Source organism: Pseudomonas sp. JS425 (genome assembly GCF_018223845.1).
Classification (GTDB): Bacteria; Pseudomonadota; Gammaproteobacteria; order Pseudomonadales; family Pseudomonadaceae; genus Aquipseudomonas; species Aquipseudomonas asiatica.
Window position 1 is genome coordinate 4,256,812 of the sequence record NZ_CP073661.1, and the last position, 24,941, is coordinate 4,281,752.

Genomic DNA, 24,941 nt, shown 5'->3' on the forward strand with positions numbered 1-24,941 from the left:
AAGGAGAAACACCCCCATGCGTAAACCTTTTGCTTTTGCTCTGATGCTGGCTGCTGCCATGGGCCTGGCTGCTTGCGATAAAGCGAGCGAAGACAAAGCCCAGGACGCACAGCAACACGCCGAGCAAGCCCAGGAAAAAGCGGGCGAAGCTCAGGATAAGATGAACGAGGCTGCCAAGGAAAACGCCGAAGCCGCCAAAGATCAGGCCGAAGCCGAGCAGAAGGCCGCCGAAGAAGCCGCTCCGGCTACTCCGGCTCCGGAAGCCGCTCCTGCTGCTCCAGCCGAACCTGCCAAGCAGTAATCGGCTAAAACAAAAAAACCCGACATTGTCGGGTTTTTTGGTGCCTGAAACTTAAGGGTTAAACGTTTCAGGTTCCTGGTGCGGTGTTTTCCCTGGCAGTTTCGATCGAAATACTTTCGGTAGGTGTGAACACCATCACATCCAATACATCCGAATGGAACTCGCGGCGGTACAGAATCAGCACTACCCCGACACTCATGACCATGAACAACCATGGGCTGATGAACCAGCTCAACATGGCCATGCCGAAGTAATAGGAACGCAGGCCCAGGTTGAACTGGTTGGCGGCAAGCGACAGCACCCGCGCCGCCCGCGAGGCGAATGCCTTGCGTTCAAGTTCATTGACCAGCCGTTCACCGATCATCGGCGCCGAACCCACCAGTACTGCCGCGAAGTTGTATTGGCGCATGCACCAGCTGAAGGTGAAAAAGGCATAGACAAAAACCATGGCCAGGCACAGCAGCTTGATCTCCGACATGCCCTGGGAGGTCTGCTGCACCAGCGGCAGGTCGGCCAGCAGCGACAGCGCCCGGTCGGAAGCCCCGAGCACGGTGAGGATACCGGCGAGGATGATCAGGGTGCTGGAGGCGAAGAACGAGGCGTTGCGCTCGAGGTTGCCGATCACGCTGGCATCGGCAATGCGGTTGTCGCGCAGCAGCATGCGGCGCATCCAGTCTTCGCGATACAGGTGCAGCACGCTGGCCAGGCACGCGGTGTCGCGGCCCTTCCAGATGGCATAGCGGGTGTAACCGCCCCAGCACAGGGCGAACCAGATGATGGCCAAAAGGTTGTTGAAGTTGCTTTGGATGAAGTTCATGCACGGTTCCCGGGAGGGCCAGATACCTGAAGGATAGGGACCGGATTTCGACGCTGGCAAGCGGCAAAAGGCACACATCCATCCTGATATTTGCACTGCTCATCCCGGGCTCTTCGCGGGCACGTCCGCTCCCACAGGTACAGCGCCAATTCTGAGGATTGCGCTTGACCTGTGGGAGCGGGCGTGCCCGCGAAGAGGCCGGTACAAGCAAACAAAAAGCCCCGCATCCTTTCAGATACGGGGCTCTTGAGTTTCCACCCTTGGCGAGCACCCTTCGGCTTGTGGCCGGTGCCGCCCTCAGGCTTCGACTATCAGGCCAGCGCTTCGCGCGGCTTGCCGAGCATGCGGTCGCAGGCCACGGCGCCAACCAGGGTCACCACCGAAGGCACCAGCCAGGCCAGGCCCTGGTCGCTCAGCGGCAGGTGGGCCATGAAGTCCGGCAGCACGTGGGCAATGCTGCTGCCCTTGATCGCGTCGACCATGCCGAACAGCAGCGATACCAGCATCACTGGCGCCAGGATGCGGGTTGGCGAATTCCACAGGTCCTTCACGAAGCTCAGCCCGACCACCACGATGCACGGCGGGTAGATCGCCGTAAGCACCGGGATCGAAAACATGATCAGCTTGGTCAGGCCGAGATTGGAGATCAACAGCGAGGAGCCCGCCAGGATCACCACCAGTGCACGGTACGACAGCGGCAGGATCTGGCTGAAGTACTCGGCGCAGGCACAGGTCAGGCCAACGGCGGTCACCAGGCAGGCCAGCGCGATCAGCACGGCGAGGAAACCGCTCCCCAGGGAACCGAAGGTGTGCTGCACATAGGCATGCAGTACCGCCGCACCGTTGGTAGCGTCAGCCGCGATCTCGTGGCTGGTTGCACCCAGTCGGAACAGGCTGATGTACACCAGGGCCAGACCGACACCGGCGATCAGGCCGGCGATGATGGCATAGCGGGTAATCAGTTTCGGCGACTCGACACCGCGCGAGCGGATGGCGTTGACGATGACGATACCGAACACCAGGGCACCCAGGGTGTCCATGGTCAGGTAACCATCGGAGAAGCCCTTGGAGAACGCTGCGGCGGCATAGGCCGGCTGCGCTTCACCAATGGTACCGGCAGGCAGCGCGAAGGCGGCGATGCCCAGCACCGCCAGGGCGATGATCTTCAACGGTGCCAGGAAGCGGCCCACGGTGTCGAGCAGCTTGCCCGGGTACATGGACACGGCCAGTACCACGAGAAAATACACCAGGCTGTAGATGAACAACGCCAGGGGGCTTTCACCGGTCAGCGGCGCAACACCCACTTCGAACGATACGGTCGCGGTGCGCGGGGTGGCGAACAGCGGGCCGACCGACAGGTAGCACACGGCCGCCAGCAGGCCACCGAAGAACTTGCCGATCGGGCTGCTCAGGGCATCCATGCCGCCGCCGACCTTGGCCAGGGCGACCACGGTGATGACCGGCAGGCCTACGGCGGTAACCAGGAAGCCAAGGGCCGCCATCCATACGTGCGGGCCAGACTGCAGACCGACGATAGGCGGGAAGATGATGTTGCCAGCGCCCACGAAAAGCGCAAACGTCATAAAGCCAAGCGCCAGGATATCCTGGCCTTTGAGAACTTTCATTTAAGGTAGTACCACACTGCTGAAATCGGGATTCGAGAGGGGATTTCCCTTTGGATGAGGGGAAATGCTGCCCGGCTTGATAGGCCAGACCCGTTTAGCGTGTCGTTCCCTTTTGGGGTACGGGCACAGAGTGAGCGCGTAATGTAACTGTTTTGTCAGTCAAACGCACTGGCACAGTACTGCTTGTCCGATGTGCGTACATGTTTGTCGTCTGTGCGACCGAGGACAGCGAGAATTATCCTCGAATTGAAACATTCGTCTGCGTGAAAATTCCTATCAAAGCCATCGAAAAATCCATGTTGCCTGTACCGGCCTCTTCGCGGGCTTGCCCGCTCCCACAGGGGATCACCACAGCCCCGGAAAGTGGAGATCTCATGTGGGGGCGGGCAAGCCCGCGAAGAGGCCGGCACAGGAATTCCCCCCAGAAACGACAAAGGCCACCCGAAGGTGGCCTCTGTGCGCGTGGGGGGTATAGCAGTATTACTTCTTGACTTCCCAGCCAGTCAGCTCGGCCAGGGCCTTGCCGATGTCAGCCAGGGAACGCACGGTCTTCACACCAGCGTCCTGCAGAGCGGCGAACTTCTCGTCCGCAGTGCCCTTGCCGCCGGAGATGATGGCGCCAGCGTGACCCATGCGCTTGCCCGCAGGTGCGGTAACACCAGCGATGTAGGAAACGACAGACTTGGTGACGTTGGCCTTGATGTAGGCCGCAGCTTCTTCTTCAGCCGAACCGCCGATCTCGCCGATCATGACGATCGCTTCGGTCTTCGGGTCTTCCTGGAACAGCTTCAGGATGTCGATGAAGTTGGAGCCCGGGATCGGGTCACCGCCGATGCCGACGCAGGTCGACTGGCCGAAGCCGGCGTCGGTGGTCTGCTTCACAGCTTCGTAGGTCAGGGTGCCGGAACGCGAAACGATACCGACCTTGCCTGGCAGGTGGATGTGGCCTGGCATGATGCCGATCTTGCACTCGCCCGGGGTGATGACACCTGGGCAGTTAGGGCCGATCAGGGTCACGCCCAGCTCGTCGCACTTGACCTTGGCATCCAGCATGTCCAGGGTAGGAATGCCTTCGGTGATGCACACGATCAGCTTGATGCCGCCGAAGGCAGCTTCCAGGATCGAGTCCTTGCAGAAAGGAGCCGGAACGTAGATCACCGAAGCATCAGCGCCGGTAGCTTCCACAGCTTCTTTCACAGTGTTGAACACTGGGAGGCCCAGGTGGGTGGTGCCACCCTTGCCTGGGGTTACGCCGCCGACCATCTTGGTGCCGTAGGCGATGGCCTGTTCGGAGTGGAAAGTACCCTGCGAGCCGGTGAAGCCCTGGCAGATGACTTTGGTGTCTTTATTGATCAGGACGCTCATTACTTGCCCTCCGCAGCTTTGACAACTTGTTGAGCAGCGTCGGTCAGGCTGGTTGCCGCAATGATGTTCAAACCGCTTTCTGCCAGTACTTTAGCGCCCAGTTCGGCGTTGTTGCCTTCAAGGCGAACGACAACCGGAACTTTCACGCCGACTTCTTTCACTGCACCGATGATGCCTTCGGCAATCATGTCGCAGCGAACGATGCCGCCGAAGATGTTGACCAGAACGGCCGCGACATTGCTGTCGGACAGAATGATCTTGAACGCTTCGGTAACGCGCTCTTTGGTAGCACCACCACCAACGTCGAGGAAGTTGGCCGGTTTGCCGCCGTGCAGGTTGACGATGTCCATGGTACCCATGGCCAGGCCGGCACCGTTGACCATGCAGCCGATGTTGCCTTCGAGGGCAACGTAGTTCAGTTCGAACTTGGCAGCGTGGGCTTCACGGGCGTCGTCCTGCGACGGGTCGTGGAAGGTTTTCAGCTTAGGCTGACGGTACATGGCGTTGGCGTCGATGTTGATCTTGGCATCGAGGCAGTGCAGGTCGCCGTCGGCCTTGATCACCAGCGGGTTCACTTCCAGCAGGGCCAGGTCGTGATCCTTGAACAGCTTGGCCAGACCAACGAAGATCTTGGCGAACTGTTGAACTTGCTTGCCTTCCAGGCCCAGCTGGAACGCCAGCTCGCGACCCTGGAACGGCTGAGCGCCGACCAGCGGGTCGATGGTGGCCTTGAGGATCTTCTCAGGCGTTTCGTGAGCGACTTTCTCGATGTCCACGCCACCTTCGGTGGAAGCCATGAACACGATACGGCGGCTCGAACGATCGACTACAGCGCCCAGATACAGCTCTTTGGCGATGTCAGTGCAGGATTCGACCAGAATCTTGGAGACGGGTTGACCGTTGGCATCGGTCTGGTAGGTAACCAGATTCTTGCCCAACCACTGTGCAGCGAACGCCTTGGCGTCTTCTTTGCTGCGAACCAGCTTGACGCCGCCCGCCTTACCGCGACCACCCGCGTGAACCTGGGCTTTTACCACCCACTCGTTCCCGCCGATCTTGTCGCAGGCTTCTGCAGCTTGCTCAGGGGTATCGACAGCGAAACCCTTGGAAACTGGCAGGCCGTACTCAGCGAACAGCTGCTTACCCTGATACTCGTGAAGATTCATGCTTTTTACCGTCTTCGTTAGGTACTGCGCTTCGGCGCTGCGCCATCACTGGCGCCGCACCACCTGTGACCGTTGACCCCGGGTTTTCCCGTGTGATCCGGTCCGGCGGACTTTCCGCGGTGAGTCATGCACGCAAGACTCACGACGGGCAGCCCGCCGTGGTTTCTTATAATTAACGCTTCTTACGGTTGGCCACGTGAATGGCGCCGCCATTCACTGCCAGCGCTGCTTCATGCAACGCTTCGGACAGGGTCGGATGGCTGAAGACCATCATGCCCAGATCCTCGGCACTGGTGCCGAATTCCATTGCGATTGCGCCCTGCTGCACCAGTTCGGCAGCCGATGGGCCAATCACGTGTACACCCAGGACGCGGTCGGTCTTGGCATCGGCGATGACCTTGACGAAACCACCGGTGTCGTTGGCAGCCATCGCACGGCCGCTGGCCGCGAACGGGAAGGTGCCCACGTTAACCTCAACGCCTTCGGCCTTCAAGGCCTGTTCGGTCTTGCCGACCCACGCGATTTCCGGGTGGGTGTAGATGACCGACGGAATCAGGTCGTAGTTCATCTGGGCCTTGTGGCCCTTGATGCGCTCGACCACCATGATGCCCTCTTCCGAGGCCTTGTGGGCCAGCATCATACCGCGCACCACGTCACCGATGGCATACACGCCCGGTACGCTGGTAGCGCAGTAGTCGTCGACGAAGATGTAGCCACGCTCATCGATGGTCACACCGCTGTCGGCAGCCAGCAGGTCGGTGGTCACCGGGCGACGGCCGACCGCGACGATCAGCTTGTCGAAGGTGATCTTCTGCTCGCCGTTGGCGTCGGTGTAGGTCACTTCGACTTCGTTGCCGTTGACTTTCGAACCGGTGACGCGCGCACCCAGCTTGATGTCCAGGCCTTGCTTGGTCAGGGTCTTCTGGGCTTCTTTCGACACGGCGGTGTCGGCAGCCATCAGGAAGGTGTCCAGGGCTTCCAGGACGGTGACTTCAGCACCCAGGCGAGCCCATACCGAGCCCAGCTCCAGGCCGATCACGCCAGCACCGATAACGCCCAGGCGCTTCGGCACGGCCTGGAATTCCAGGGCGCCGGTGGAGTCGACGATGACGTTCTGGTCGACCGGAGCCGGTGGAATGTCGATCGGGCGCGAGCCGGAAGCCAGGATCACGTTCTCGGCTTCGATGACTTCGGTGGTGCCGTCAGCCTTGGTGACTTCGACTTTCTTGCCGGCCAGCAGCTTGCCGTGGCCCTGGATCGAAGTAACGCCGTTGGCCTTGAACAGGGTGGCAACGCCACCGGTCAGGTTCTTGACGATGCCAGCCTTGCGGCCAACCATCGCGGCGACGTCCATCTTCACTTCACCAGTGGAGATACCGTGGACGTTGAAGCTCTCTTTGGCTTCCTTGTACTTCCAGGAGCTGTCCAGCAGCGCCTTGGAAGGAATGCAACCTACGTTCAGGCAGGTGCCGCCCAGGGCCAGCTTGCCCTCGGCGTCGGTGTACTTCTCGATACAGGCAGTCTTCAGACCAAGTTGTGCGGCCTTGATGGCAGCAACATAGCCGCCAGGACCTGCACCAATCACCACTACGTCGAATTTCTGGGTCATAAAAGATTCCTTATCAGCTACAAGCTACAAGCCGCGGACCGCGCGGCATGGCTTCCTGCGAAGCCAGGGCCGGCACGGTACGCAGCCAGAGGGTTAGATGTCCAGCAGCAGGCGAGACGGATCTTCCAGCAGGTTCTTGATGGTGACCAGGAAGGTTACCGCTTCCTTGCCGTCGATCAGGCGGTGATCGTACGACAGCGCCAGGTACATCATCGGGCGAATCACAACCTGACCATTGATGGCCATCGGGCGCTGGATGATGTTGTGCATGCCGAGAATGGCGGCCTGCGGCGGGTTGACGATCGGGGTCGACATCATCGAACCGAAGGTACCACCGTTGGTGATGGTGAAGGTGCCGCCAGTCATCTCTTCGATGGCCAGCTTGCCATCACGAGCCTTCTTGCCGAAGGTGGCGATGCCGTTCTCGATTTCCGCCAGGCTCATCGACTCGGCGTTACGCAGTACCGGTACCACCAGGCCACGGTCGCTGGACACGGCAACGCCGACGTCGGCGTAGCCGTGGTAGACGATATCGTTGCCATCGATCGAGGCGTTGACAGCCGGGAAGCGCTTCAGGGCTTCGGTGGCAGCCTTGACGAAGAACGACATGAAGCCCAGGCGCACGCCGTTGTGGGTCTTCTCGAACAGGTCCTTGTACTTCGAACGCAGGGCCATGACTTCGGTCATGTCGACTTCGTTGAAGGTGGTCAGCATGGCCATGCTCGACTGGGCTTCGACCAGACGCTCGGCGATCTTGGCGCGCAGGCGGGTCATCGGCACGCGCTTCTCGGTGCGGTCGCCAGCGGCAACGACAACCGGGGCAGCAGCGGCAGCGGCGGCAGGCTTGGCAGCTGCAGCAGGCGCCGACTTCTTGTTGGCGACGGCAGCGACGACGTCTTCCTTGGTGATGCGACCACCTTTGCCGGTGCCGGCAACGGCAGCCAGGTCGATGCCGTTCTCTTCAGCCAGCTTGCGCGCGGCCGGGGCGGCAACCGGGTCTTCTTCGCCAGCGTCGGCAGCAGCGGCAGCCGGGGCAGCAGCGGCCGGGGCGGCAGCTGGTGCAGCAGCGGCAGCACCGCCTTCAACGATCGAACCCAGTACTTCGTCGGACAGGACGGTGTCGCCCTCGCCCTTGACGATGGCGCCCAGCACGCCGTCGGCGGTGGCCAGTACTTCCAGGACGACCTTGTCGGTCTCGATGTCGACGATCAGCTCGTCACGCTTGACGGCATCGCCCGGCTGCTTGTGCCAGGTGGCAACGGTGCCATCGGCAACCGATTCCGGGAAGGTTGGGGCTTTGATCTCGATAGCCATTATCTGTGTTTCCTTAAATTCGGTTTCAGGTGCGCGAAGGCATTAAACAGTGAAGGCGTCTTGCAGCAGTTTTTCCTGCTGTTCGGCGTGCTTCGATGCGTAACCACAGGCTGGCGCGGCGGAAGCGTCGCGGCCGGCGTATTCCAGGACCAGTGCCTTGTTGTGGCGGCCCAGGATACGGCGCATGTGGTGCTGGCTGCTGTACCAGGCGCCCTGGTTCATCGGCTCTTCCTGACACCAGACCGCATGCTTGAGGTTGGTGTAAGGCGCCAGGATTTCGACCAGGTCGTCCTCAGGGAACGGATACAGCTGCTCGATACGCACGATGGCGATGTCTTCGCGGCCTTCGGCACGGCGTTTTTCCAGCAGGTCGTAGTAAACCTTGCCGCCGCACAGGACCAGGCGTTCGACCTTGGCCGGATCGAGGCTGTCGATTTCCGGGATCACGGTCTGGAACGAGCCTTCTGCCAGGTCTTCCAGGGTCGAGATGGCCAGCTTGTGGCGCAGCAGCGACTTCGGCGTCAGCACGATCAGCGGCTTGCGCAGCGGACGGATGACCTGGCGACGCAGCAGGTGGTAGATCTGGGCCGGGGTGGTCGGTACGCAGACCTGGATGTTGTGCTCGGCGCACAGCTGCAGGTAACGCTCCAGGCGCGCGGAGGAGTGCTCCGGGCCCTGCCCTTCATAACCGTGTGGCAGCAGCATGGTCAGACCGCACAGACGGCCCCACTTGTGCTCGCCGCTGGTGATGAACTGGTCGATCACCACTTGCGCACCGTTGGCGAAGTCACCGAACTGGGCTTCCCAGATCACCAGCGCGTTCGGCGTGGTGGTCGAGTAGCCGTATTCGAAGGCCAGTACCGCTTCTTCCGACAGGAAGGAGTCGTACAGTTCGAACTGAGGCTGGCCCGGGAACAGGTTCTTCAGCGGTACGTAGGTGCTGGCGTCCTTCTGGTTGTGCAGCACCGCGTGACGGTGCGAGAAGGTGCCACGGCCGATGTCCTGGCCGGTCATGCGGATCGGGTGACCTTCGAACTGCAGGGTGGCGTAGGCCATGGTCTCTGCATAACCCCAGTTGATCGGCAAGCCACCGGCCTGCATCTTCTGGCGGTCTTCGTAGATCTTGGCGACCTGGCGCTGGACGACGAAACCTTCCGGGATCTCCAGCAGCTTGGCCGACAGTTCCTGCAGGGTCTTGAGGTCGAAGCGGGTATCGTGACGCGCGGTCCAGGCATGGCCCAGGTACGGACGCCAGTCGACGAACAGCTCGCGGTTCGGCTCCTTGACCAGGCTCTTCACAACGTGCAGGCCGTTGTCCAGCGCGTTGCGGTACTCGTCGATCTTGGCCTGGGCGCGTTCGGCATCGATGCGGCCGGCCTGGATCAGTGCCTCAGCGTACAGTTCACGCGTGGTGCGCTGCTTGCTGATCTGCTGGTACATCAAAGGCTGGGTGCCGTTCGGCTCGTCGGCCTCGTTGTGGCCGCGGCGGCGGTAGCAGACCAGGTCGATGACCACGTCACGCTTGAACTGCATGCGGTAGTCGATGGCCAGCTGGGTCACGAACAGCACGGCTTCCGGGTCGTCGCCGTTCACGTGCAGGATCGGCGCCTGGATCATCTTGGCAACGTCGGTGGCGTACTCGGTGGAGCGCGCGTCCAGCGGGTTGCTGATGGTGAAACCAACCTGGTTGTTGATCACGATGTGCACGGTACCGCCGGTCTTGAAACCGCGGGTCTGCGACATCTGGAAGGTTTCCATGACCACGCCCTGGCCGGCGAATGCTGCGTCGCCGTGGATCGAGATCGGCAGTACCTTGTCGCCAACGGTGTCGTTGCGGCGGTCCTGACGGGCGCGCACCGAACCCTCGACCACTGGCGAGACGATTTCCAGGTGGGACGGGTTGAACGCCATGGCCAGGTGCACTTCGCCGCCCGGGGTCATCACGTTCGAGGAGAAGCCCTGGTGGTACTTGACGTCACCGGAGCCCAGCTCGTTCATCTTCTTGCCTTCGAACTCGTCGAACAGCTCGCGCGGGTTCTTGCCGAAGGTGTTGACCAGAACGTTCAGGCGGCCACGGTGGGCCATGCCGATCACGACTTCCTTGGTGCCGTAGGAACCGGAGCGCTGGATCATCTCGTCCAGCATCGGGATCAGGCTTTCGCCGCCCTCGAGGCCGAAACGCTTGGTGCCCGGGTACTTGGTGCCCAGATATTTCTCAAGGCCTTCACCGGCGGTCACGCGCTCGAGCAGGTGGGCCTGCACGTCAGCGGAAAACTCCGGACGGCCGCGCACGCTTTCCAGACGCTGCTGGAACCAGCTGCGCTGCTCGGAATCGACGATATGGGTGAACTCGGCGCCAATGGTGCGACAATATGTCTTCTGGAGCGCCTCGAAGATCTCGCGTAGGCTCGCCTCCTCTTTGCCGATGAACAGGTCGCCGGCACGGAAGGTCGTATCAAGATCGGCATTGGTCAAGCCGTAGTGATTGATCGACAGGTCTACGGGCGCAGGACGCTGCCACAACCCCAACGGGTCGAGCTTGGCAGCCTGATGGCCGCGCATACGATAGGCCTGGATCAGTCGCAGAACTTCAACCTGCTTCTTCTCGTGTTCACTGCTCACGCTCCCGGCGGATACCGGTTGGGCGCGGCGCTGGTTCTTTGCCAGCAGTACGAAATGGTCGCGGATTGTCGAGTGCGATACATCGGTAGCGGTGCTGCCGTCGGCGGGCAACTTCTGGAAGTAGGTGCGCCACTCTTCTGGCACAGCGTTAGGGTCGTGCAGGTAGAGCTCATAAAGCTCTTCCACATATGCAGCGTTACCACCTGAAAGGTGGGCGCTTTCCCACATGCGCTGCATCACGCTTTCTTGCATGCTTGGTCACCCTCGGTTAGGGGACTGATCGGCGAGAGCCACAGCAAACCTGGAAAAGTCCGAATACAGCGACTGAACCACGCCACTTGGATCCTGCTGATTTTCCGGGTACCAGCCCGGAAGCCCCTGCTGGTCTCATATCTTCATAGGTAATGAACGCAGGCTTTGTGGGCCCTTGTTCGGGTTTTACCTCAGTGCGGGCTCACCACCCGCACCTCGGCTTACTGCAGGTACAACTCTTTGTATCAGGTGCCGCTTTGCAGCAGCATGTTACGTACGTGGCCGATTGCCTTGGTCGGGTTCAGACCTTTCGGGCAAACGTTGACGCAGTTCATGATCCCGCGGCAGCGGAATACGCTGAACGGGTCATCCAGGGACGCCAGGCGCTCCTGGGTCTTGGTGTCACGGCTGTCGGCCAGGAAGCGATAGGCCTGCAGCAGTGCGGCGGGGCCCAGGAACTTGTCCGGGTTCCACCAGAACGACGGGCAGGAGGTCGAGCAGCAAGCGCACAGGATGCACTCGTACAGGCCGTCCAGCTTGTCGCGGTCTTCCGGCGACTGCAGGCGCTCGATGGCCGGTGCCGGGGTGTCGTTCTGCAGGAACGGCTTCACCTTCTCGTACTGCTTGTAGAAGATGCTCATATCGACGACCAGGTCACGAATGACCGGCAGGCCCGGCAGCGGACGCAGAATCAGCTTGTTGCCCTTCACCACCGCCGACAACGGGGTGATGCAGGCCAGGCCGTTCTTGCCGTTGATGTTCATGCCATCGGAACCGCAAACGCCTTCACGGCACGAGCGACGATAGGAGAAACCTTCGTCCTGTTCCTTGATCAGTGCCAGCACGTCCAGAACCATCAGATCCTTGCCGCCGGTATCGACCTGGAAGGTCTGCATTTTCGGCGCCGAATCGGTGTCCGGGTTGTAACGATAAACTTCGACTTGCAACATAGCGGCCACCCTTAGTAAGTCCGGACTTTTGGTTCGAAGGCTGGAACAGTCTTCGGCGCAAAGTTGACGCCACGCTTGGCGACGCGCTTCTCACCCGGGTAGTACAGGGTGTGGCACAGCCAGTTTTCGTCGTCACGGTCTTCGTAGTCTTCACGGGCGTGAGCGCCGCGGGACTCTTTACGGGCTTCTGCCGCGATGGCGGTAGCTTCGGCGACTTCCAGCAGGTTCTGCAGCTCCAGCGCTTCGATACGCGCGGTGTTGAAGGCCTGGGACTTGTCGTTGATCTTGACGTTGGCGATACGGTCACGCAGACCGGCCAGCTGCTCGATACCCTTCTGCATGTATTCGCCAGTACGGAATACACCGAAGTAGTTCTGCATGCAGCTCTGCAGCTCGCGCTTCAGGCTGGCAACGTCTTCACCGGTGGTGCGCTCGTTCAGCTTGTTCAGGCGGTTCAGGGCAACATCGACGTCGGTGTCGCTGGCGTCGCGGTATTCCACGCCTTCGGTCAGCGCCTTCTCCAGGTGCAGGCCGGCAGCACGGCCGAACACCACCAGGTCGAGCAGCGAGTTGCCGCCCAGGCGGTTGGCACCGTGAACAGATACGCACGCCACTTCACCTACGGCGAACAGGCCCGGGATGATGTGGTCGTTGCCTTCGGCGTCCATGGTAATGGCCTGGCCATGAATGTTGGTGGCAACGCCGCCCATCATGTAGTGGCAGGTCGGGATGACCGGTACCGGCGCGACCACAGGGTCGACGTGGGCGAAGGTCTTGGACAGCTCGCAGATACCTGGCAGACGGCTGTGCAGCACTTCCTCGCCCAGGTGGTCCAGCTTCAGCAGTACGTGGTCCTTGTTCGGGCCCACGCCGTTGCCGGCGATGATTTCCTTGACCATGGAACGGGCGACCACGTCGCGGCCGGCCAGGTCTTTCGCGTTCGGCGCGTAACGCTCCATGAAGCGCTCGCCGTGGGCGTTGATCAGGTAGCCACCCTCACCGCGGCAACCTTCGGTGACCAGTACACCGGCGCCGGCGATGCCGGTCGGGTGGAACTGCCACATTTCGATGTCCTGCACCGGCACGCCGGCACGCAGGGCCATGCCCACGCCGTCACCGGTGTTGATCAGGGCGTTGGTGGTGGAGGCGTAGATACGGCCGGCACCGCCAGTTGCCAGCACGGTGGCCTTGGACTTGATGTACAGGGTCTCGCCGGTTTCGATGCAGATCGCGATCACGCCAACGAATGCGCCGTCCTGGTTCTTCACCAGGTCAACTGCGTAGTACTCGTTGAGGAAGGTGGTGCCGGCTTTCAGGTTGCCCTGGTACAGGGTGTGCAGCAGCGCGTGACCGGTACGGTCGGAAGCGGCGCAGGTACGGGCAGCCTGGCCACCTTTACCGAAGTCCTTGGACTGGCCACCGAACGGACGCTGGTAGATGCGACCGGTTTCGGTACGCGAGAACGGCAGGCCCATGTGGTCCAGCTCGAAGACCGCAGCCGGGCCTTCCTGACACATATATTCGATAGCGTCCTGGTCACCGATGTAGTCGGAGCCCTTGACGGTATCGTACATGTGCCAGCGCCAGTCGTCGTTCGGGTCGGCCGAAGCGATGGCGCAGGTGATGCCGCCCTGGGCGGATACAGTGTGCGAACGGGTCGGGAAGACCTTGGTGACTACGGCAGTCTTGTGGCCGCCTTGAGCCAGCTGCAGCGCAGCGCGCATGCCGGCGCCGCCGCCACCGATGATGATGGCGTCGAAGGAAATGGTTGGAATGCTAGCCATGGATCAGATACCCCAGAGAATCTGCACACCCCAGACGAAGTAAGCGAACATCGCAACGCCGCATACCGCCTGGAACAGGAAACGAATCGCAGTTGCCGACTTGCCGAACGACATAGGCGTCAGGTAGTCGGTCGCAATGGTCCACATGCCGACCCAGGCGTGAGCGCCCAGGGCAACGAGGGCCAGCAGACTGAAGATCCGCATCGCGTTGTTGGAGAACAGACCATGCCACTGGGTGTAGTCGATGCCTGGGTGGGCGACCACGTAGCCGATCAGGAAGAGGAAGTAAGCCGCGAGAACGACCGCAGAAACGCGCTGCGCCATCCAGTCATAGAGGCCCGAACGCGACAGGTTCGTGACATTGGTTACCATACCCAAACTCCCACCAGAACGATCAGCACCACGGAGATGACGATCACGATTTTCGAGCCCAGCTTGCCGCCTTCCAGCGTCTCACCGATGCCCATGTCCATGATCAGGTGACGAACACCTGCCACGAGGTGATAAAGCAGGGCGGACAGCAGGCCCCAGGTCACGAATTTGGCCAGCGGGCTGGTCAGACACGCCTTCACCTCACCAAAGCCTTCCTCGGAACCCAGCGACTTGCCCAGTGCATAAAGCATGATGGCAAGGCCGAGGAACAGGATGACGCCGGAGATACGATGCAGGATGGACGTGTACGCAGTGACGGGGAGCTTGATGGTCCTTAGGTCTAGGTTTACAGGTCGTTGGCTTTTCACGGCTTTTTTCACACTGAAGAGCCCCTAGCGAATCAGGGCAAAGTTGTTGGTAAGTGTACTGGTCAGGTACCCACCACCCAGGGAACGGCGACCCCCAGCAGTTCGGGCTTGCAAGCCCCTGGCGGTCGGGTTGCGAGTATAGACAGTTAGGCTGCTTATGACAACGTGACGGGGTAGCCCAAATAGCGCATTGCCTTTAGCGCACAAAAGGCGTAAATGGGCGAGAATTTCGCGAAAAATCAGGCCTCAATGCCTGTTTCAACAAGCCTTTAGGCAAATTGACATCTGAATTTATCCCTCTATAGTGGTGCGGGCCCTGCGTGGGGGGTCTGTCTGATGATTTCAAGCATTAATAGGAGGCCACATGGCTGACAAAAAAGCGCAGTTGGTCATCGAGGGCGCTGCCCCCGTCGAGCTGCCCATTTTAACCGGCACCGTTGGTCCTGATGTAATCGACGTCCGCGGGTTGGGGGCCACTGGTCACTTCACCTTCGACCCTGGTTTCATGGCGACTGCCTCGTGCGAGTCGAAGATCACCTACATTGACGGCGACAAAGGTATCCTGCTGCACCGCGGCTACCCGATCGAACAGCTCGCTGAAAAATCCGACTACCTCGAAACCTGCTACCTGCTGCTCAACGGCGAACTGCCGAATGCCGAGCAGAAGGCCCAGTTCGTCAGCACCGTGAAGAACCACACCATGGTTCACGAGCAGTTGAAGTCCTTCTTCAACGGCTTCCGCCGCGACGCCCACCCGATGGCAGTGATGTGCGGCGTGGTTGGCGCCCTGTCGGCGTTCTATCACGACTCCCTGGACATCAATAACCCGCAACACCGCGAAATTTCCGCGGTGCGCCTGGTCGCCAAGATGCCGACCCTGGCCGCGATGGTTTACAAGTACTCCATGGGCCAGCCGATGATGTACCCGCGCAACGACCTGTCGTACGCGGAAAACTTCCTGCACATGATGTTCAACACCCCGTGCGAGATCAAACCGATCAGCCCGGTGCTGGCCAAGGCGATGGACCGGATCTTCATCCTCCACGCCGACCACGAGCAGAACGCCTCCACCTCCACCGTTCGTCTGGCCGGTTCGTCGGGTGCCAACCCGTTCGCCTGCATCGCCGCCGGTATCGCCGCACTGTGGGGCCCGGCCCACGGCGGTGCGAACGAAGCGGTACTGACCATGCTCGATGAAATCGGCGATGTCTCGAACATCGACAAGTTCATCGCCAAGGCCAAGGACAAGAACGACCCGTTCAAGCTCATGGGCTTCGGTCACCGCGTGTACAAGAACCGCGACCCGCGCGCCACCGTGATGAAGCAGACCTGCGACGAAGTCCTGCGCGAGCTGGGCATCAAGAACGACCCGCAGCTGGAACTGGCCATGCGCCTGGAAGAGATCGCCCTGACCGATCCGTACTTCATCGAGCGCTCGCTGTACCCGAACGTCGACTTCTACTCGGGGATCATCCTCAAGGCAATCGGCATTCCGACCAGCATGTTCACCGTGATCTTCGCCCTGGCACGTACCGTGGGCTGGATCTCGCACTGGAAAGAAATGCTCTCCAGCCCGTACAAGATCGGCCGCCCGCGCCAGCTGTACACCGGCGAGCAGAAGCGCGACATCGTTGCGCTGCAGGACCGCAAGTAAGCTTCCATAGCCGAACGCAAAAAGGCTGCCCTCGGGCTAATGCCAGTCAGTTAAGACTGACGCTTTGAGCTTTAGCCCGTAGGCCGCAAAATCCGATGCTTGGAAACGAGCATCGGATTTTTTATGCGCCTGTCACAAGCCCTCTCCCTCACTCACGAAATGGCATCGCGGCCACATGCCCTCGAGGGGCTGGGGGCGTTGCTCGATCCTGATCTTGTGCAACAAGCTTTTGAGACGGCAGGTGTCGCGACCATTCGCAAGCGACGCCTCCCGCTTGAGAGCCTGGTGTGGTGCATCATCGGCATGGCGCTGTTCCGCCGTATGTCGGCTTGGGATGTCGTAAACCACATGGACATCATGCTGCCGGGCAAGAGGCCTCTGGTGGCCCCCAGTGCTGTTGTACAAGGGCGGCAGCGACTGGGCAGTGAAGCTGTACGTGAAGTTTTCACGCTCACTCAGCAGCGGTGGCACGAAGAAACCAAGCACCCGCACTGGTTGGGTTTGACGCTGCTTGGTGTGGACGGTGTTGTCTGGAGTACGCCTGACACAGCTGAAAACCGTGCGTTTTACGGGGGCGCTACCAATCAGCATGGGGATGGCGGTTTTCCTCAGGTTAGGATGGTCTGCCAGATGGAGCTGACCAGCCACTTACTGATAAACAGCACTTTCGAGAGCTACCACAGTAGTGAAATGAAGCTGGCAGAGCAGCTGATCGCGACCACGCCGAACCACTCGCTGACCCTGTTCGATAAAGGGTTCTATTCGTTGGGCTTGCTGCACCACTGGCAGTCACAAGGTGAGCATCGACACTGGCTGATCCCTGTGAAAAAGGGCACTCAGTACGAGGTGGAACACACGCTAGGACGCAACGATGCCGTGGTCGTCCTGCGCACATCGCCCCAGGCCCGCAAGCAATGGCCAGGCTTGCCGCTGGAAATGCGGGCACGACTGCTGAGCAAAACAATCAAAGGAAAGGTTGTGAGTGTCTTGACCTCAATGACCGATGCGCAGCGCTTCCCTGGCGATGAGATCGTTGATCTTTACAGTCAGCGCTGGGAAATCGAGCTGGGTTATCGGGAGATCAAACAAGGACTTCTGGGGGGCGAATACACCCTGAGAAGCAAGACGCCGGAGATGATTGCGCAAGAGCTGTGGGGCGTGCTGTTGGGCTACAACCTATTGCGTTATCAGATGGTGCAGATGTCGAGACAGTGCCCAGGCGTGTACCCATGCGAGATGAGCTTTACCGCTTGTAGCTGGGCGATTCTGGGCTTGCTGCATGGCACGTCATTAAACCATCCCGGCAACTTGCCAGGTTTTTTGGCAGATCTGCAGGCGTCAGCGGCTCAGTATGTCCTACCCCATCGGCGACCCGATCGATGGTTCCCCAGAGTGGTGAAGCAGCGCCCTGCAAAATATCCGACCCGAAAATGAAAATGCCAGTCAGCTTAACTGACTGGCATTAGCCCTCGGGCAGCCTTTTTTATTCGTCCTGTGCTGGTCTCTTCGCGGGTAAACCCGCTCCCACAGGGACCCCACAGGCCCGAAAGTTTGCGGGATACCTGTAGGAGCGGGTTTACCCGCGAAGAGGCCAGCACAGGTGACACAATGCCTCAGTTTTTCTCAGCCCGCTCCCGCAACCCTTTCAGGGTATTGAACGGCGCATCCACCACGAACTTGTTGGCCACCATCGCCGGCACGCTACCACCCGGTTCGGTGTGCACCTGATAGGTCACTTCCGTGCTGTCGCCCTTGGGCACCAGCTTCCAGAAGCCTTCGACCTTCGCCACCCGCACAAAGCCCTTCTCTTCCGGGATATAGGTCGGCTCTTCCTTCAGGTTGCGCACCAGGCTGCCATCAGCCTCCTTCACAGTAGTCACATGCAACACCGAGTCCCGCGGCGTCACCGGCCATGGCGTATTGAACTGGGTATAGGTCCAGCTTTGGTCACCTTCGTGCTTGAGCAGCTTCTGCGACTTGCATTCGTGAATCCATGCACAAGCCCCGACCACGTCCTCCTGCAACGCCTGCACCTTGGCCAGCGGCGCCTTGATCACAGTGACACCTTGATAGGCCTTGTACTTGGAACCGGCCACTTCGCTAAGGGAAACCTTGATCCCCTCCTCGTCCTTGGCCACCTGCCAGTTTTCGGCCCAGGCCGCAGGCGCCAGCAGAACACCCATGCCACACAGCAGAGCAATACGCTTGAACGATCTCATCATGTTTATCCTTGTTTTCGAAGATCCAGCCTGTCACGCCGCCGTTATCTGTTCCCACCAGCCGAGAATCCTTATAGCCTCATCACGATCACTGCCACACACCTCGACATCCGCCTTGAAACCACCACACACCGCAGGCCTTTCGGGCTTGCCGAACAAGTCGCAGAGGTTGTCGACAGTCAGGTGCAGGCAGCGCTCGCCAGCCGGCTTGCCATTGGGCATGCGCGGCATCGCAGAGGTGATGGACGGGGCGATGCAGCAGGCACCACAGCCCTCACGACAGTTCATGGCTCTTCACCAAAATAACGACTCCCTGGAACAAAACGGGACGAGCGTCCCTGGATAGTAACCGCTCAAACAGGCGTTTGAAATTGCTGGCACGATGAAATCTGCCATGACCCGGCAGTCAGTTCGCCAGCTACTGGCGGTACTCGAAATCGATGGCCGCCCCTTCCACTTCCCGACGGCTGTCATTGCGTAGCTGCAGCTGCATTTCATTGCTGATCAACCGGCCATTGAGCTGGAACGGGCTGTCGCTGGTCTCTGGCTTTTCAGTGAACATGGGGGGCAGAAGAGGTTTGCGACGCTGTATCGGCGACAGGCTGCCCACATCTGGCTCAAGGTTATCGACCATCTCGGCCGGCAGGCTGAGGTCGAGCTTTGCCTTGGGTAGCGGCTTGGCAACCTCCTTGCTCACCTGCTTGCGCGCCGGCCTGGCCTTGCTGTTACCGGCTTTTTTTGCTGATTGTTTGTGCGCTGGCCTGGCTGCGGCCTTCTGCACCGGCTTGGCCGCCTGCGCCTGGCTTGTCGGCTGTGCAGCCTGGGCAACACCAGCCAGGCTGCAGAGCGGTACAAGGCACAAGATCAGGGCAAAACGGCGCAGAGCATTCATGGCAAATGGACAGACTGGCAGGAAAAGTGCGTATGCTCCCTGTTCCACAGGCGCGTGGCAAGCCTATAAAAAAGCTGCCGCTGGCTCCCGGCACAATTGCTGGGCCAGCAAACCGAGGGTGATCACCGCGCGCTCGGCTTCCTTGTTCCAGGGTATGCCGCAATTAAGGCGGATGCAGTGGTTGAATTGCTCGGTGTTACTGAAGATCAGCCCCGGCGCAATACTGATGCCCTGCTCCAGCGCACGCACATGCAGCTCCTGAGTGTTGACCCGCCCCGGCAGGCTCACCCACAGGATGAAACCGCCCGTCGGCCGGGTCATCTGGGTACCCTCGGGGAAGTGTTGCTGCACCGCCAGCTGGTAAGCACTGAGGTTCTTGCGGTACTCCTGGCGAATGTAACGCAGGTGCCGGTCGTAGCCGCCATTCTCCAGGTAGGCCGCCACACCCATCTGCGTCACGCTACAGGCCGAGTGAGTGGTGAAGGTTTGCAGGCGCTGGATCTCGTCCTGATAGCGCCCGGCAATCATCCAGCCAACTCGAACACCAGGGGACAGCGTCTTGGAAAAACTAGAGCAATAGATTACTCGGTCCAGGCGGTCGAATGCCTTGAGCGCCTTGGTCTTGCCTTGCTCGAACATCAGCTCGCCATAGATGTCATCCTCGACGATCTGGATATCGAAGTCCGACGCCAGGCGCAGCAACTGCTTCTGCCGCTCTTCCGGGACAGTGCCACCCAGCGGGTTGCTAAGGCGCGCGGTCAGAACCAGGGCCTTGATCGACCACTGGTTGGCGGCCAGTTGCAGCGCCTCGAGGCTGATGCCGGTGGACGGGTCACTGGGGATCTCGATCACCTTAAGGCCCAGCAGGTCGGCCAGTTGCAGCAGACCGTAATAGGTGGGCGATTCGGCCGCGATCAGGTCGCCTGGACGAGTCAGCACGCGCAGCGACATCTGCAGCGCATCGACACAGCCATGGGTCACGATCACTTCACGCGGGTCGACCAGTACGCCGGCATCACGCATGCGAATGGCGATCTGCCGGCGCAGCGGCTCGAAGCCGGGGCTGAACATGTAGCTGAAGGCACGCGGACTGTGGAAGCGCGTCACCTTGGCAATCTGCTGGTGTAAAGCACGGACCGGCAGGTAGTCGACATGCGGCACAGCGGCGCCGAACGGGAACACGCCATCACGGCGAGCCTCGGTCAGCACCTGCTGGATGATACTGGCGCGGGTGACCAGGCCGGGGCGCTCCACGCGGGCGATGTCCGGGGTCTGCGCGGTCAGGGCCGGGGTCTGGTGCACGTAGTAGCCGGACTGCGGCCGCGCACGAATCAGCCCCTGGTCCTCGAGATTGGCATAGGCCTGCAGCACCGTGGCATGGCTGACATTGAGCTGGGCGCTCATCTTGCGCACGGAGGGCACCCGCTCGCCTGGCTGGTAGACACCACGACGGATGTCATCGGCCAGTTGCTGGGCGATACGCTGGTACAACAGCAGGTTGGTCATGGCGGCAGACTCGTTATTCTTGTACGGCTCAGTGACGGTAGAGGATACCGTAACAGTTGCAGAGTGTACTGGAACAGAATGCAACATAGTCGACAATACAATAGCGTGACAGCTATCGAAACGATTAAGCCGACAAACTGCCGGGAGTGCGCCGCCCCTGTGGGAGCGGGTTCACCCGCGAAGCAGGTGACGCGGTGGATGGCACCGGCTTTGCCGGTGTTCGCGGCTAAAGCCGCTCCTACAAGAGCAGTGCCAAACTCAAGGCATGCACAACGCCTGTAGGAGCGGCCTTGTGTCGCGAAAGGACCGCAGAGCGGTCCCCGGCATTTCAAAGACTTAGCGTGCTGGCGCAAGCCTGCCCTTGTCATCGGAGAACACGATCTCCACCCGACGGTTCTGCGCCCTGCCCCGCTCCGAGGCATTGGCCTCGATCGGGTACTGGTCGCCATACCCCTCGACCTGCAGGCGCTTCTCGTCGATGCCCAGGTCTACCAGCATGTCGGCCACGGCCTGCGCCCGGTCACGCGACAGCTTCAGGTTGTCCTCGGCCGGGCCGGTGCTGTCGGTATAGCCCTCGATCCGAACCACCCGGCGCGGGTTGAGCTGGAGGAACTGCACCAGCTTGAGCACGGTACGGCTGGCCGAGTTCTTCAGGTCGGCCCGGCCGGTGTCGAAGAGCACGTCCCCCAGGGTCATCACCAGACCACGGTCGGCCTGCTCCGAGGCCAGCGCGGCGATCTGCGACTCGACCCACTTGCCCTGCTGCTGAACACTGGCCAGCTTGGCCTCGCGCAGGGCCAACTGCAGGCGCTGGCGCTCCAGGTCGAGCTTGGCCTGGCGCTCCTGGTTCAACGCCAGCTTGGCATGCTCGCTGGCAATTTCGCTGTAGCGCTGGCTCAGGTAGGCGTAATGGCGCACGTCGGCACCGGTGCCGATGTAGCTGGACAGGCGCTCGGCACGGGCCAGCGACTCGCCTGCGCGAATCACGTCGCGCGGCGCGCTGCGCAGCACATTGGAATCATCCTTGACCTTTTGGAAAGCTGCAGTGGCATCATCCAGCGCTGCGCTGCTGCGCTGGCTGGCGCAACCTTGCAAACCTGCCGCCAGCGCCAGCACTGCCAGCGCGGCCAATGGCATACGACGGATCATGGCTGCACCTCCAACTGTTTGCGCAGGCGCTGGACCCGCGACTGCAGCAGCTGCAGCTGCTCTTCGCTCTTCTGGTTCAGTACCTGGGCCTCGGCCAGGCGCGCATCCAGCTCGGCCTGCTCGGCACGCATGCGCGCATCGCGGTAGTCTTCGGTGAGCATGTTGGTCTTGGCCCGGGCCAGCTTGTCTTCAGCCAGCTTGAGCGCATCGACCTGCTCGGTGGCACCGACGGCCCTGGCCTGCTCCAGTGCCTGTTCGGAGATGCGCATCTGCTCGTTAGGGGCCGGATCGTTGGCGCAGCCAGCCAGGCCGAGCACGGCCAGGGCAAGGATTAGTGGTTGGGTTCTCACGCAATCTTCCTAGTGTTTGGGGGCGTCCGACGGCACCTGCAGCTGCGCTTTCCAGCGCTCGACATTACGTTGCAGCACGGCCTCGGATGCTCCGGAGATCGGCAATTCTGTCAGTTTTTTCGCCAATTGCCCACGCAGCCAGCTGTCATTGCAGGCCGAATTGTGCGACAGCGCCAGGTACAGGCCCGGCCGATCCACCGGCAGGCCGCGGGCGATCAGGTCATTGCTCATGCCCAGGCTCTGAGCCATGGCGATGCCCGAATAGCGGCCAGCGAGCACATAATCCACCTGGCCGAGCACCAGCTTCTGGAATGCCTGGGTCAGGTTCTGTGCCGGCTCCAGCTTCAGCTGGGCCTTGGCGAAAGCGGTAAAGGCCGGGGTCAGCCGCGCGCGCTCGGACAAACTGCCTTGGTACTGGGCCAGGTCAGCCGGGCCCTCGAAGGCCAGTGTGGCGTCGTGGCGCGTCCACACCAGGTATTCGTTGAGCTGCAGGGGTGGATGGATGTAGTCCAGCGCGGTCAGTTGCTCCACCTGCATGGGGGTGTCGAGCAGCAGGTCCATCCGCCCGCTACGCACTTCTTCCAGCGCCTGGTCACGACGGCCGGCGCTCAGCACCTCAACTTTCACACCCAGCTCGCCAGCCACCTGGCGCAGCAGGTCGACGTTGGCGCCGATCAGGTGTTTCGGGTCGTTGGGGTCCTGCCATGAATAGGGCGGAGAATCAGGGCTGCCGGTTGCCACCAGGCGTTCACACTTGCCCGCCGCCATGGCCAGCGGCGAAACCAGCACCGCCATGCATGCCAGCACCCCGCCTGCTTTACGCAGCACCATTGCTCACTCCTTGTACAGACCAAAAAAAACCCGGCCCCTGTACAAGGGCCGGGTTCTTTATAAGTGAAGCAGGCGGATCAGACCAGCTTTTCCAGCTCCGGGACCGCTTCGAACAGGTCAGCGACCAGGCCGTAGTCGGCTACCTGGAAGATCGGCGCTTCTTCGTCCTTGTTGATCGCCACGATCACCTTGGAGTCCTTCATGCCGGCCAGGTGCTGGATCGCGCCGGAGATACCGACGGCGATGTACAGCTGTGGCGCGACGATCTTGCCGGTCTGACCGACCTGCATGTCGTTCGGCACGAAGCCGGCGTCGACCGCGGCGCGCGAAGCACCGACGGCAGCGCCGAGCTTGTCGGCCAGGCTGTACAGGTGCTTGAAGTTGTCACCGTTGCCCATGCCACGGCCGCCGGAAACGACGATCTTGGCAGCGGTCAGCTCTGGGCGGTCGGACTTGGCCAGCTCTTCGCCAACGAAGGCCGAGATGCCGGCGTTGTGCGCAGCGCCAACGGCTTCGATGGCAGCCGAACCACCTTCGGCGGCCACGGCGTCGAAGCCGGTGGTACGCACGGTGATGACCTTGATGGCGGCGCTCGATTGCACGGTGGCAATGGCGTTACCAGCATAGATCGGGCGCTTGAAGGTGTCGGCGGACTCGACCGAGATGATCTCGGAGATCTGGTCCACGTCCAGCAGCGCGGCAACGCGCGGCAGGATGTTCTTGCCGTTGGTGGTGGCCGGCGCCAGCACGTGGCTGTAACCCTTGGCCAGCTCGACGATCAGCGGCGCAACGTTTTCTGGCAGGACGTGGGCGTAGGCAGCGTTATCTGCAACCAGCACCTTGGCCACGCCAGCGATCTTGGCTGCGGACTCGGCAACGCCGCCCACGTTCTGGCCAGCGACCAGCACGTGCACATCACCACCGATCTTGGCGGCAGCAGCAACAGTGTTCAGGGTGGCCGGGGCTACGGCACCGTTCTCGTATTCAGCGACAACCAGGATAGTCATTTAGATTACCTTCGCTTCGTTCTTCAGCTTCTCGACCAGTTCGGCCACCGATTTGACCTTGATGCCAGCGCTGCGGGCAGCCGGGGCTTCAACCTTCAGGGTCTTGTTGGTGGAGGCGAGGGAAACGCCCAGCGCATCTGGAGTAAGAGTCTCCAGCGGCTTCTTCTTGGCCTTCATGATGTTCGGCAGCGACGCGTAGCGCGGTTCGTTCAGGCGCAGGTCGGTAGTGACGATGGCTGGCAGGTTCAGTGCAACGGTCTGCAGGCCGCCGTCGATTTCACGGGTGACGTTCAGCTTGTCGCCAGCCACTTCGACCTTGGAGGCGAAGGTGCCCTGGGCGAAGCCGGTCAGCGCAGCCAGCATCTGGCCGGTCTGGTTGTTGTCACTGTCGATGGCCTGCTTGCCGAGGATGACCAGCTGCGGCTGCTCTTTGTCGACAACGGCTTTCAGCGCCTTGGCCACGGCCAGGGAATTCAGTTCGTCAGCGGCTTCGACCAGGATGGCACGGTCGGCACCCAGTGCCAGGGCAGTACGCAGTTGCTCCTGGGCAGTGGTCGGGCCGACGGAAACGACGACGATCTCGGACGCGACGCCCTTTTCCTTCAGGCGTACGGCTTCTTCCACGGCGATTTCGCAGAAGGGGTTCATGGACATCTTGACGTTAGCAAGGTCGACGCCGGAGTTGTCCGCCTTGACGCGAACCTTGACGTTGTAGTCGACCACTCGTTTGACAGCTACAAGAACCTTCATGGATTCCTCGTTACTCTCCGGTGAATAGATAGTCGCCA

At 61.0% G+C, this 24,941-nt stretch carries 23 protein-coding genes; 3 read left to right on the forward strand and 20 right to left on the reverse strand.

What is annotated here, in order from left to right:
* Positions 1-16 precede the first annotated feature (16 nt).
* Positions 17-301 (forward strand): hypothetical protein, encoded by a 285-nt coding sequence (locus KDB76_RS19775; protein WP_023661534.1) that lies wholly within the window; start codon positions 17-19, stop codon positions 299-301.
* 67 nt (positions 302-368) lie between these two features.
* Here the strand turns inward: KDB76_RS19775 and KDB76_RS19780 are convergent, their stop codons facing one another.
* The 11 genes from KDB76_RS19780 to sdhC all read right to left on the reverse strand — a co-directional run bounded on the left by KDB76_RS19780 (position 369) and on the right by sdhC (position 14,557).
* Entirely contained in the window at positions 369-1,118 is a 750-nt protein-coding gene (locus KDB76_RS19780; RefSeq protein WP_038410003.1) for a DUF599 family protein, read from the reverse strand.
* A gap of 311 nt (positions 1,119-1,429) precedes the next feature.
* A complete protein-coding gene (gene brnQ, locus KDB76_RS19785; protein ID WP_038410004.1) occupies positions 1,430-2,743 on the reverse strand; it encodes a branched-chain amino acid transport system II carrier protein in 1,314 nt (437 codons plus the stop codon).
* 480 nt (positions 2,744-3,223) lie between these two features.
* Positions 3,224-4,108, reverse strand: a complete 885-nt coding sequence (sucD, locus tag KDB76_RS19790) for a succinate--CoA ligase subunit alpha (RefSeq protein ID WP_038410005.1) — start codon at positions 4,106-4,108, stop codon at positions 3,224-3,226.
* Positions 4,108-5,274, reverse strand: coding sequence for an ADP-forming succinate--CoA ligase subunit beta (sucC, locus tag KDB76_RS19795; RefSeq protein WP_003254205.1), 1,167 nt, complete (start codon positions 5,272-5,274; stop codon positions 4,108-4,110). Before sucC ends, sucD begins: the two co-directional genes overlap by 1 nt.
* 172 nt (positions 5,275-5,446) lie before the next feature.
* Positions 5,447-6,883, reverse strand: a complete 1,437-nt coding sequence (gene lpdA / locus KDB76_RS19800; RefSeq protein ID WP_013973439.1) for a dihydrolipoyl dehydrogenase — start codon at positions 6,881-6,883, stop codon at positions 5,447-5,449.
* A 93-nt stretch (positions 6,884-6,976) separates the two neighbouring features.
* Positions 6,977-8,197 (reverse strand): 2-oxoglutarate dehydrogenase complex dihydrolipoyllysine-residue succinyltransferase, encoded by a 1,221-nt coding sequence (gene odhB, locus KDB76_RS19805; RefSeq protein WP_013973440.1) that lies wholly within the window; start codon positions 8,195-8,197, stop codon positions 6,977-6,979.
* A 42-nt stretch (positions 8,198-8,239) separates the two neighbouring features.
* Positions 8,240-11,071, reverse strand: a complete 2,832-nt coding sequence (locus KDB76_RS19810) for a 2-oxoglutarate dehydrogenase E1 component (RefSeq protein ID WP_013973441.1) — start codon at positions 11,069-11,071, stop codon at positions 8,240-8,242.
* A gap of 245 nt (positions 11,072-11,316) precedes the next feature.
* Positions 11,317-12,021 carry a succinate dehydrogenase iron-sulfur subunit gene (locus KDB76_RS19815; protein WP_011534752.1) on the reverse strand — a complete coding sequence of 235 codons (705 nt, stop codon included), beginning with the start codon at positions 12,019-12,021 and terminating at the stop codon, positions 11,317-11,319.
* A gap of 11 nt (positions 12,022-12,032) precedes the next feature.
* Positions 12,033-13,805 (reverse strand): succinate dehydrogenase flavoprotein subunit, encoded by a 1,773-nt coding sequence (sdhA, locus tag KDB76_RS19820; RefSeq protein ID WP_013973442.1) that lies wholly within the window; start codon positions 13,803-13,805, stop codon positions 12,033-12,035.
* A 3-nt stretch (positions 13,806-13,808) separates the two neighbouring features.
* The gene (sdhD, locus tag KDB76_RS19825; RefSeq protein ID WP_003254214.1) at positions 13,809-14,177 is read right to left on the reverse strand and encodes a succinate dehydrogenase, hydrophobic membrane anchor protein; all 369 of its coding nucleotides are present in this window, start codon (positions 14,175-14,177) and stop codon (positions 13,809-13,811) included.
* Positions 14,171-14,557: a succinate dehydrogenase, cytochrome b556 subunit gene (gene sdhC / locus KDB76_RS19830; protein WP_012315350.1), complete on the reverse strand. Its 387-nt coding sequence runs from the start codon at positions 14,555-14,557 to the stop codon at positions 14,171-14,173. The genes sdhD and sdhC overlap by 7 nt, the downstream gene beginning before the upstream one ends.
* A gap of 352 nt (positions 14,558-14,909) precedes the next feature.
* On the opposite strand from sdhC, the gene gltA reads away from it, so the two are divergent.
* Positions 14,910-16,199, forward strand: a complete 1,290-nt coding sequence (gene gltA, locus KDB76_RS19835) for a citrate synthase (protein ID WP_013973445.1) — start codon at positions 14,910-14,912, stop codon at positions 16,197-16,199.
* 123 nt (positions 16,200-16,322) lie between these two features.
* Positions 16,323-17,633: an IS4 family transposase gene (locus KDB76_RS19840; RefSeq protein WP_024086280.1), complete on the forward strand. Its 1,311-nt coding sequence runs from the start codon at positions 16,323-16,325 to the stop codon at positions 17,631-17,633.
* Positions 17,634-17,812: 179 nt separating this feature from the next.
* On the opposite strand, the gene KDB76_RS19845 is transcribed toward KDB76_RS19840, so the two are convergent.
* From KDB76_RS19845 to KDB76_RS19885, 9 genes are all read right to left on the reverse strand, one after another.
* Entirely contained in the window at positions 17,813-18,418 is a 606-nt protein-coding gene (locus KDB76_RS19845) for an START domain-containing protein (protein WP_024087417.1), read from the reverse strand.
* Between the two features lie 33 nt (positions 18,419-18,451).
* A complete protein-coding gene (locus KDB76_RS19850) occupies positions 18,452-18,706 on the reverse strand; it encodes a YkgJ family cysteine cluster protein (RefSeq protein ID WP_023661894.1) in 255 nt (84 codons plus the stop codon).
* A 130-nt stretch (positions 18,707-18,836) separates the two neighbouring features.
* Positions 18,837-19,310 (reverse strand): hypothetical protein, encoded by a 474-nt coding sequence (locus tag KDB76_RS19855; RefSeq protein WP_013973448.1) that lies wholly within the window; start codon positions 19,308-19,310, stop codon positions 18,837-18,839.
* Between the two features lie 63 nt (positions 19,311-19,373).
* Positions 19,374-20,816 carry a PLP-dependent aminotransferase family protein gene (locus KDB76_RS19860; protein ID WP_013973449.1) on the reverse strand — a complete coding sequence of 481 codons (1,443 nt, stop codon included), beginning with the start codon at positions 20,814-20,816 and terminating at the stop codon, positions 19,374-19,376.
* Positions 20,817-21,152: 336 nt separating this feature from the next.
* Entirely contained in the window at positions 21,153-21,965 is an 813-nt protein-coding gene (locus KDB76_RS19865) for an OmpA family protein (RefSeq protein WP_013973450.1), read from the reverse strand.
* A complete protein-coding gene (locus tag KDB76_RS19870; RefSeq protein WP_013973451.1) occupies positions 21,962-22,315 on the reverse strand; it encodes a DUF4398 domain-containing protein in 354 nt (117 codons plus the stop codon). The genes KDB76_RS19865 and KDB76_RS19870 overlap by 4 nt, the downstream gene beginning before the upstream one ends.
* Before the next feature lie 9 nt (positions 22,316-22,324).
* Positions 22,325-23,146 carry a transporter substrate-binding domain-containing protein gene (locus KDB76_RS19875; RefSeq protein WP_013973452.1) on the reverse strand — a complete coding sequence of 274 codons (822 nt, stop codon included), beginning with the start codon at positions 23,144-23,146 and terminating at the stop codon, positions 22,325-22,327.
* A 77-nt stretch (positions 23,147-23,223) separates the two neighbouring features.
* Positions 23,224-24,153 (reverse strand): FAD-binding protein, encoded by a 930-nt coding sequence (locus tag KDB76_RS19880; protein WP_013973453.1) that lies wholly within the window; start codon positions 24,151-24,153, stop codon positions 23,224-23,226.
* The gene (locus KDB76_RS19885; RefSeq protein ID WP_023661847.1) at positions 24,154-24,903 is read right to left on the reverse strand and encodes an electron transfer flavoprotein subunit beta/FixA family protein; all 750 of its coding nucleotides are present in this window, start codon (positions 24,901-24,903) and stop codon (positions 24,154-24,156) included.
* Between the last annotated feature and the right edge of the window lie 38 nt (positions 24,904-24,941).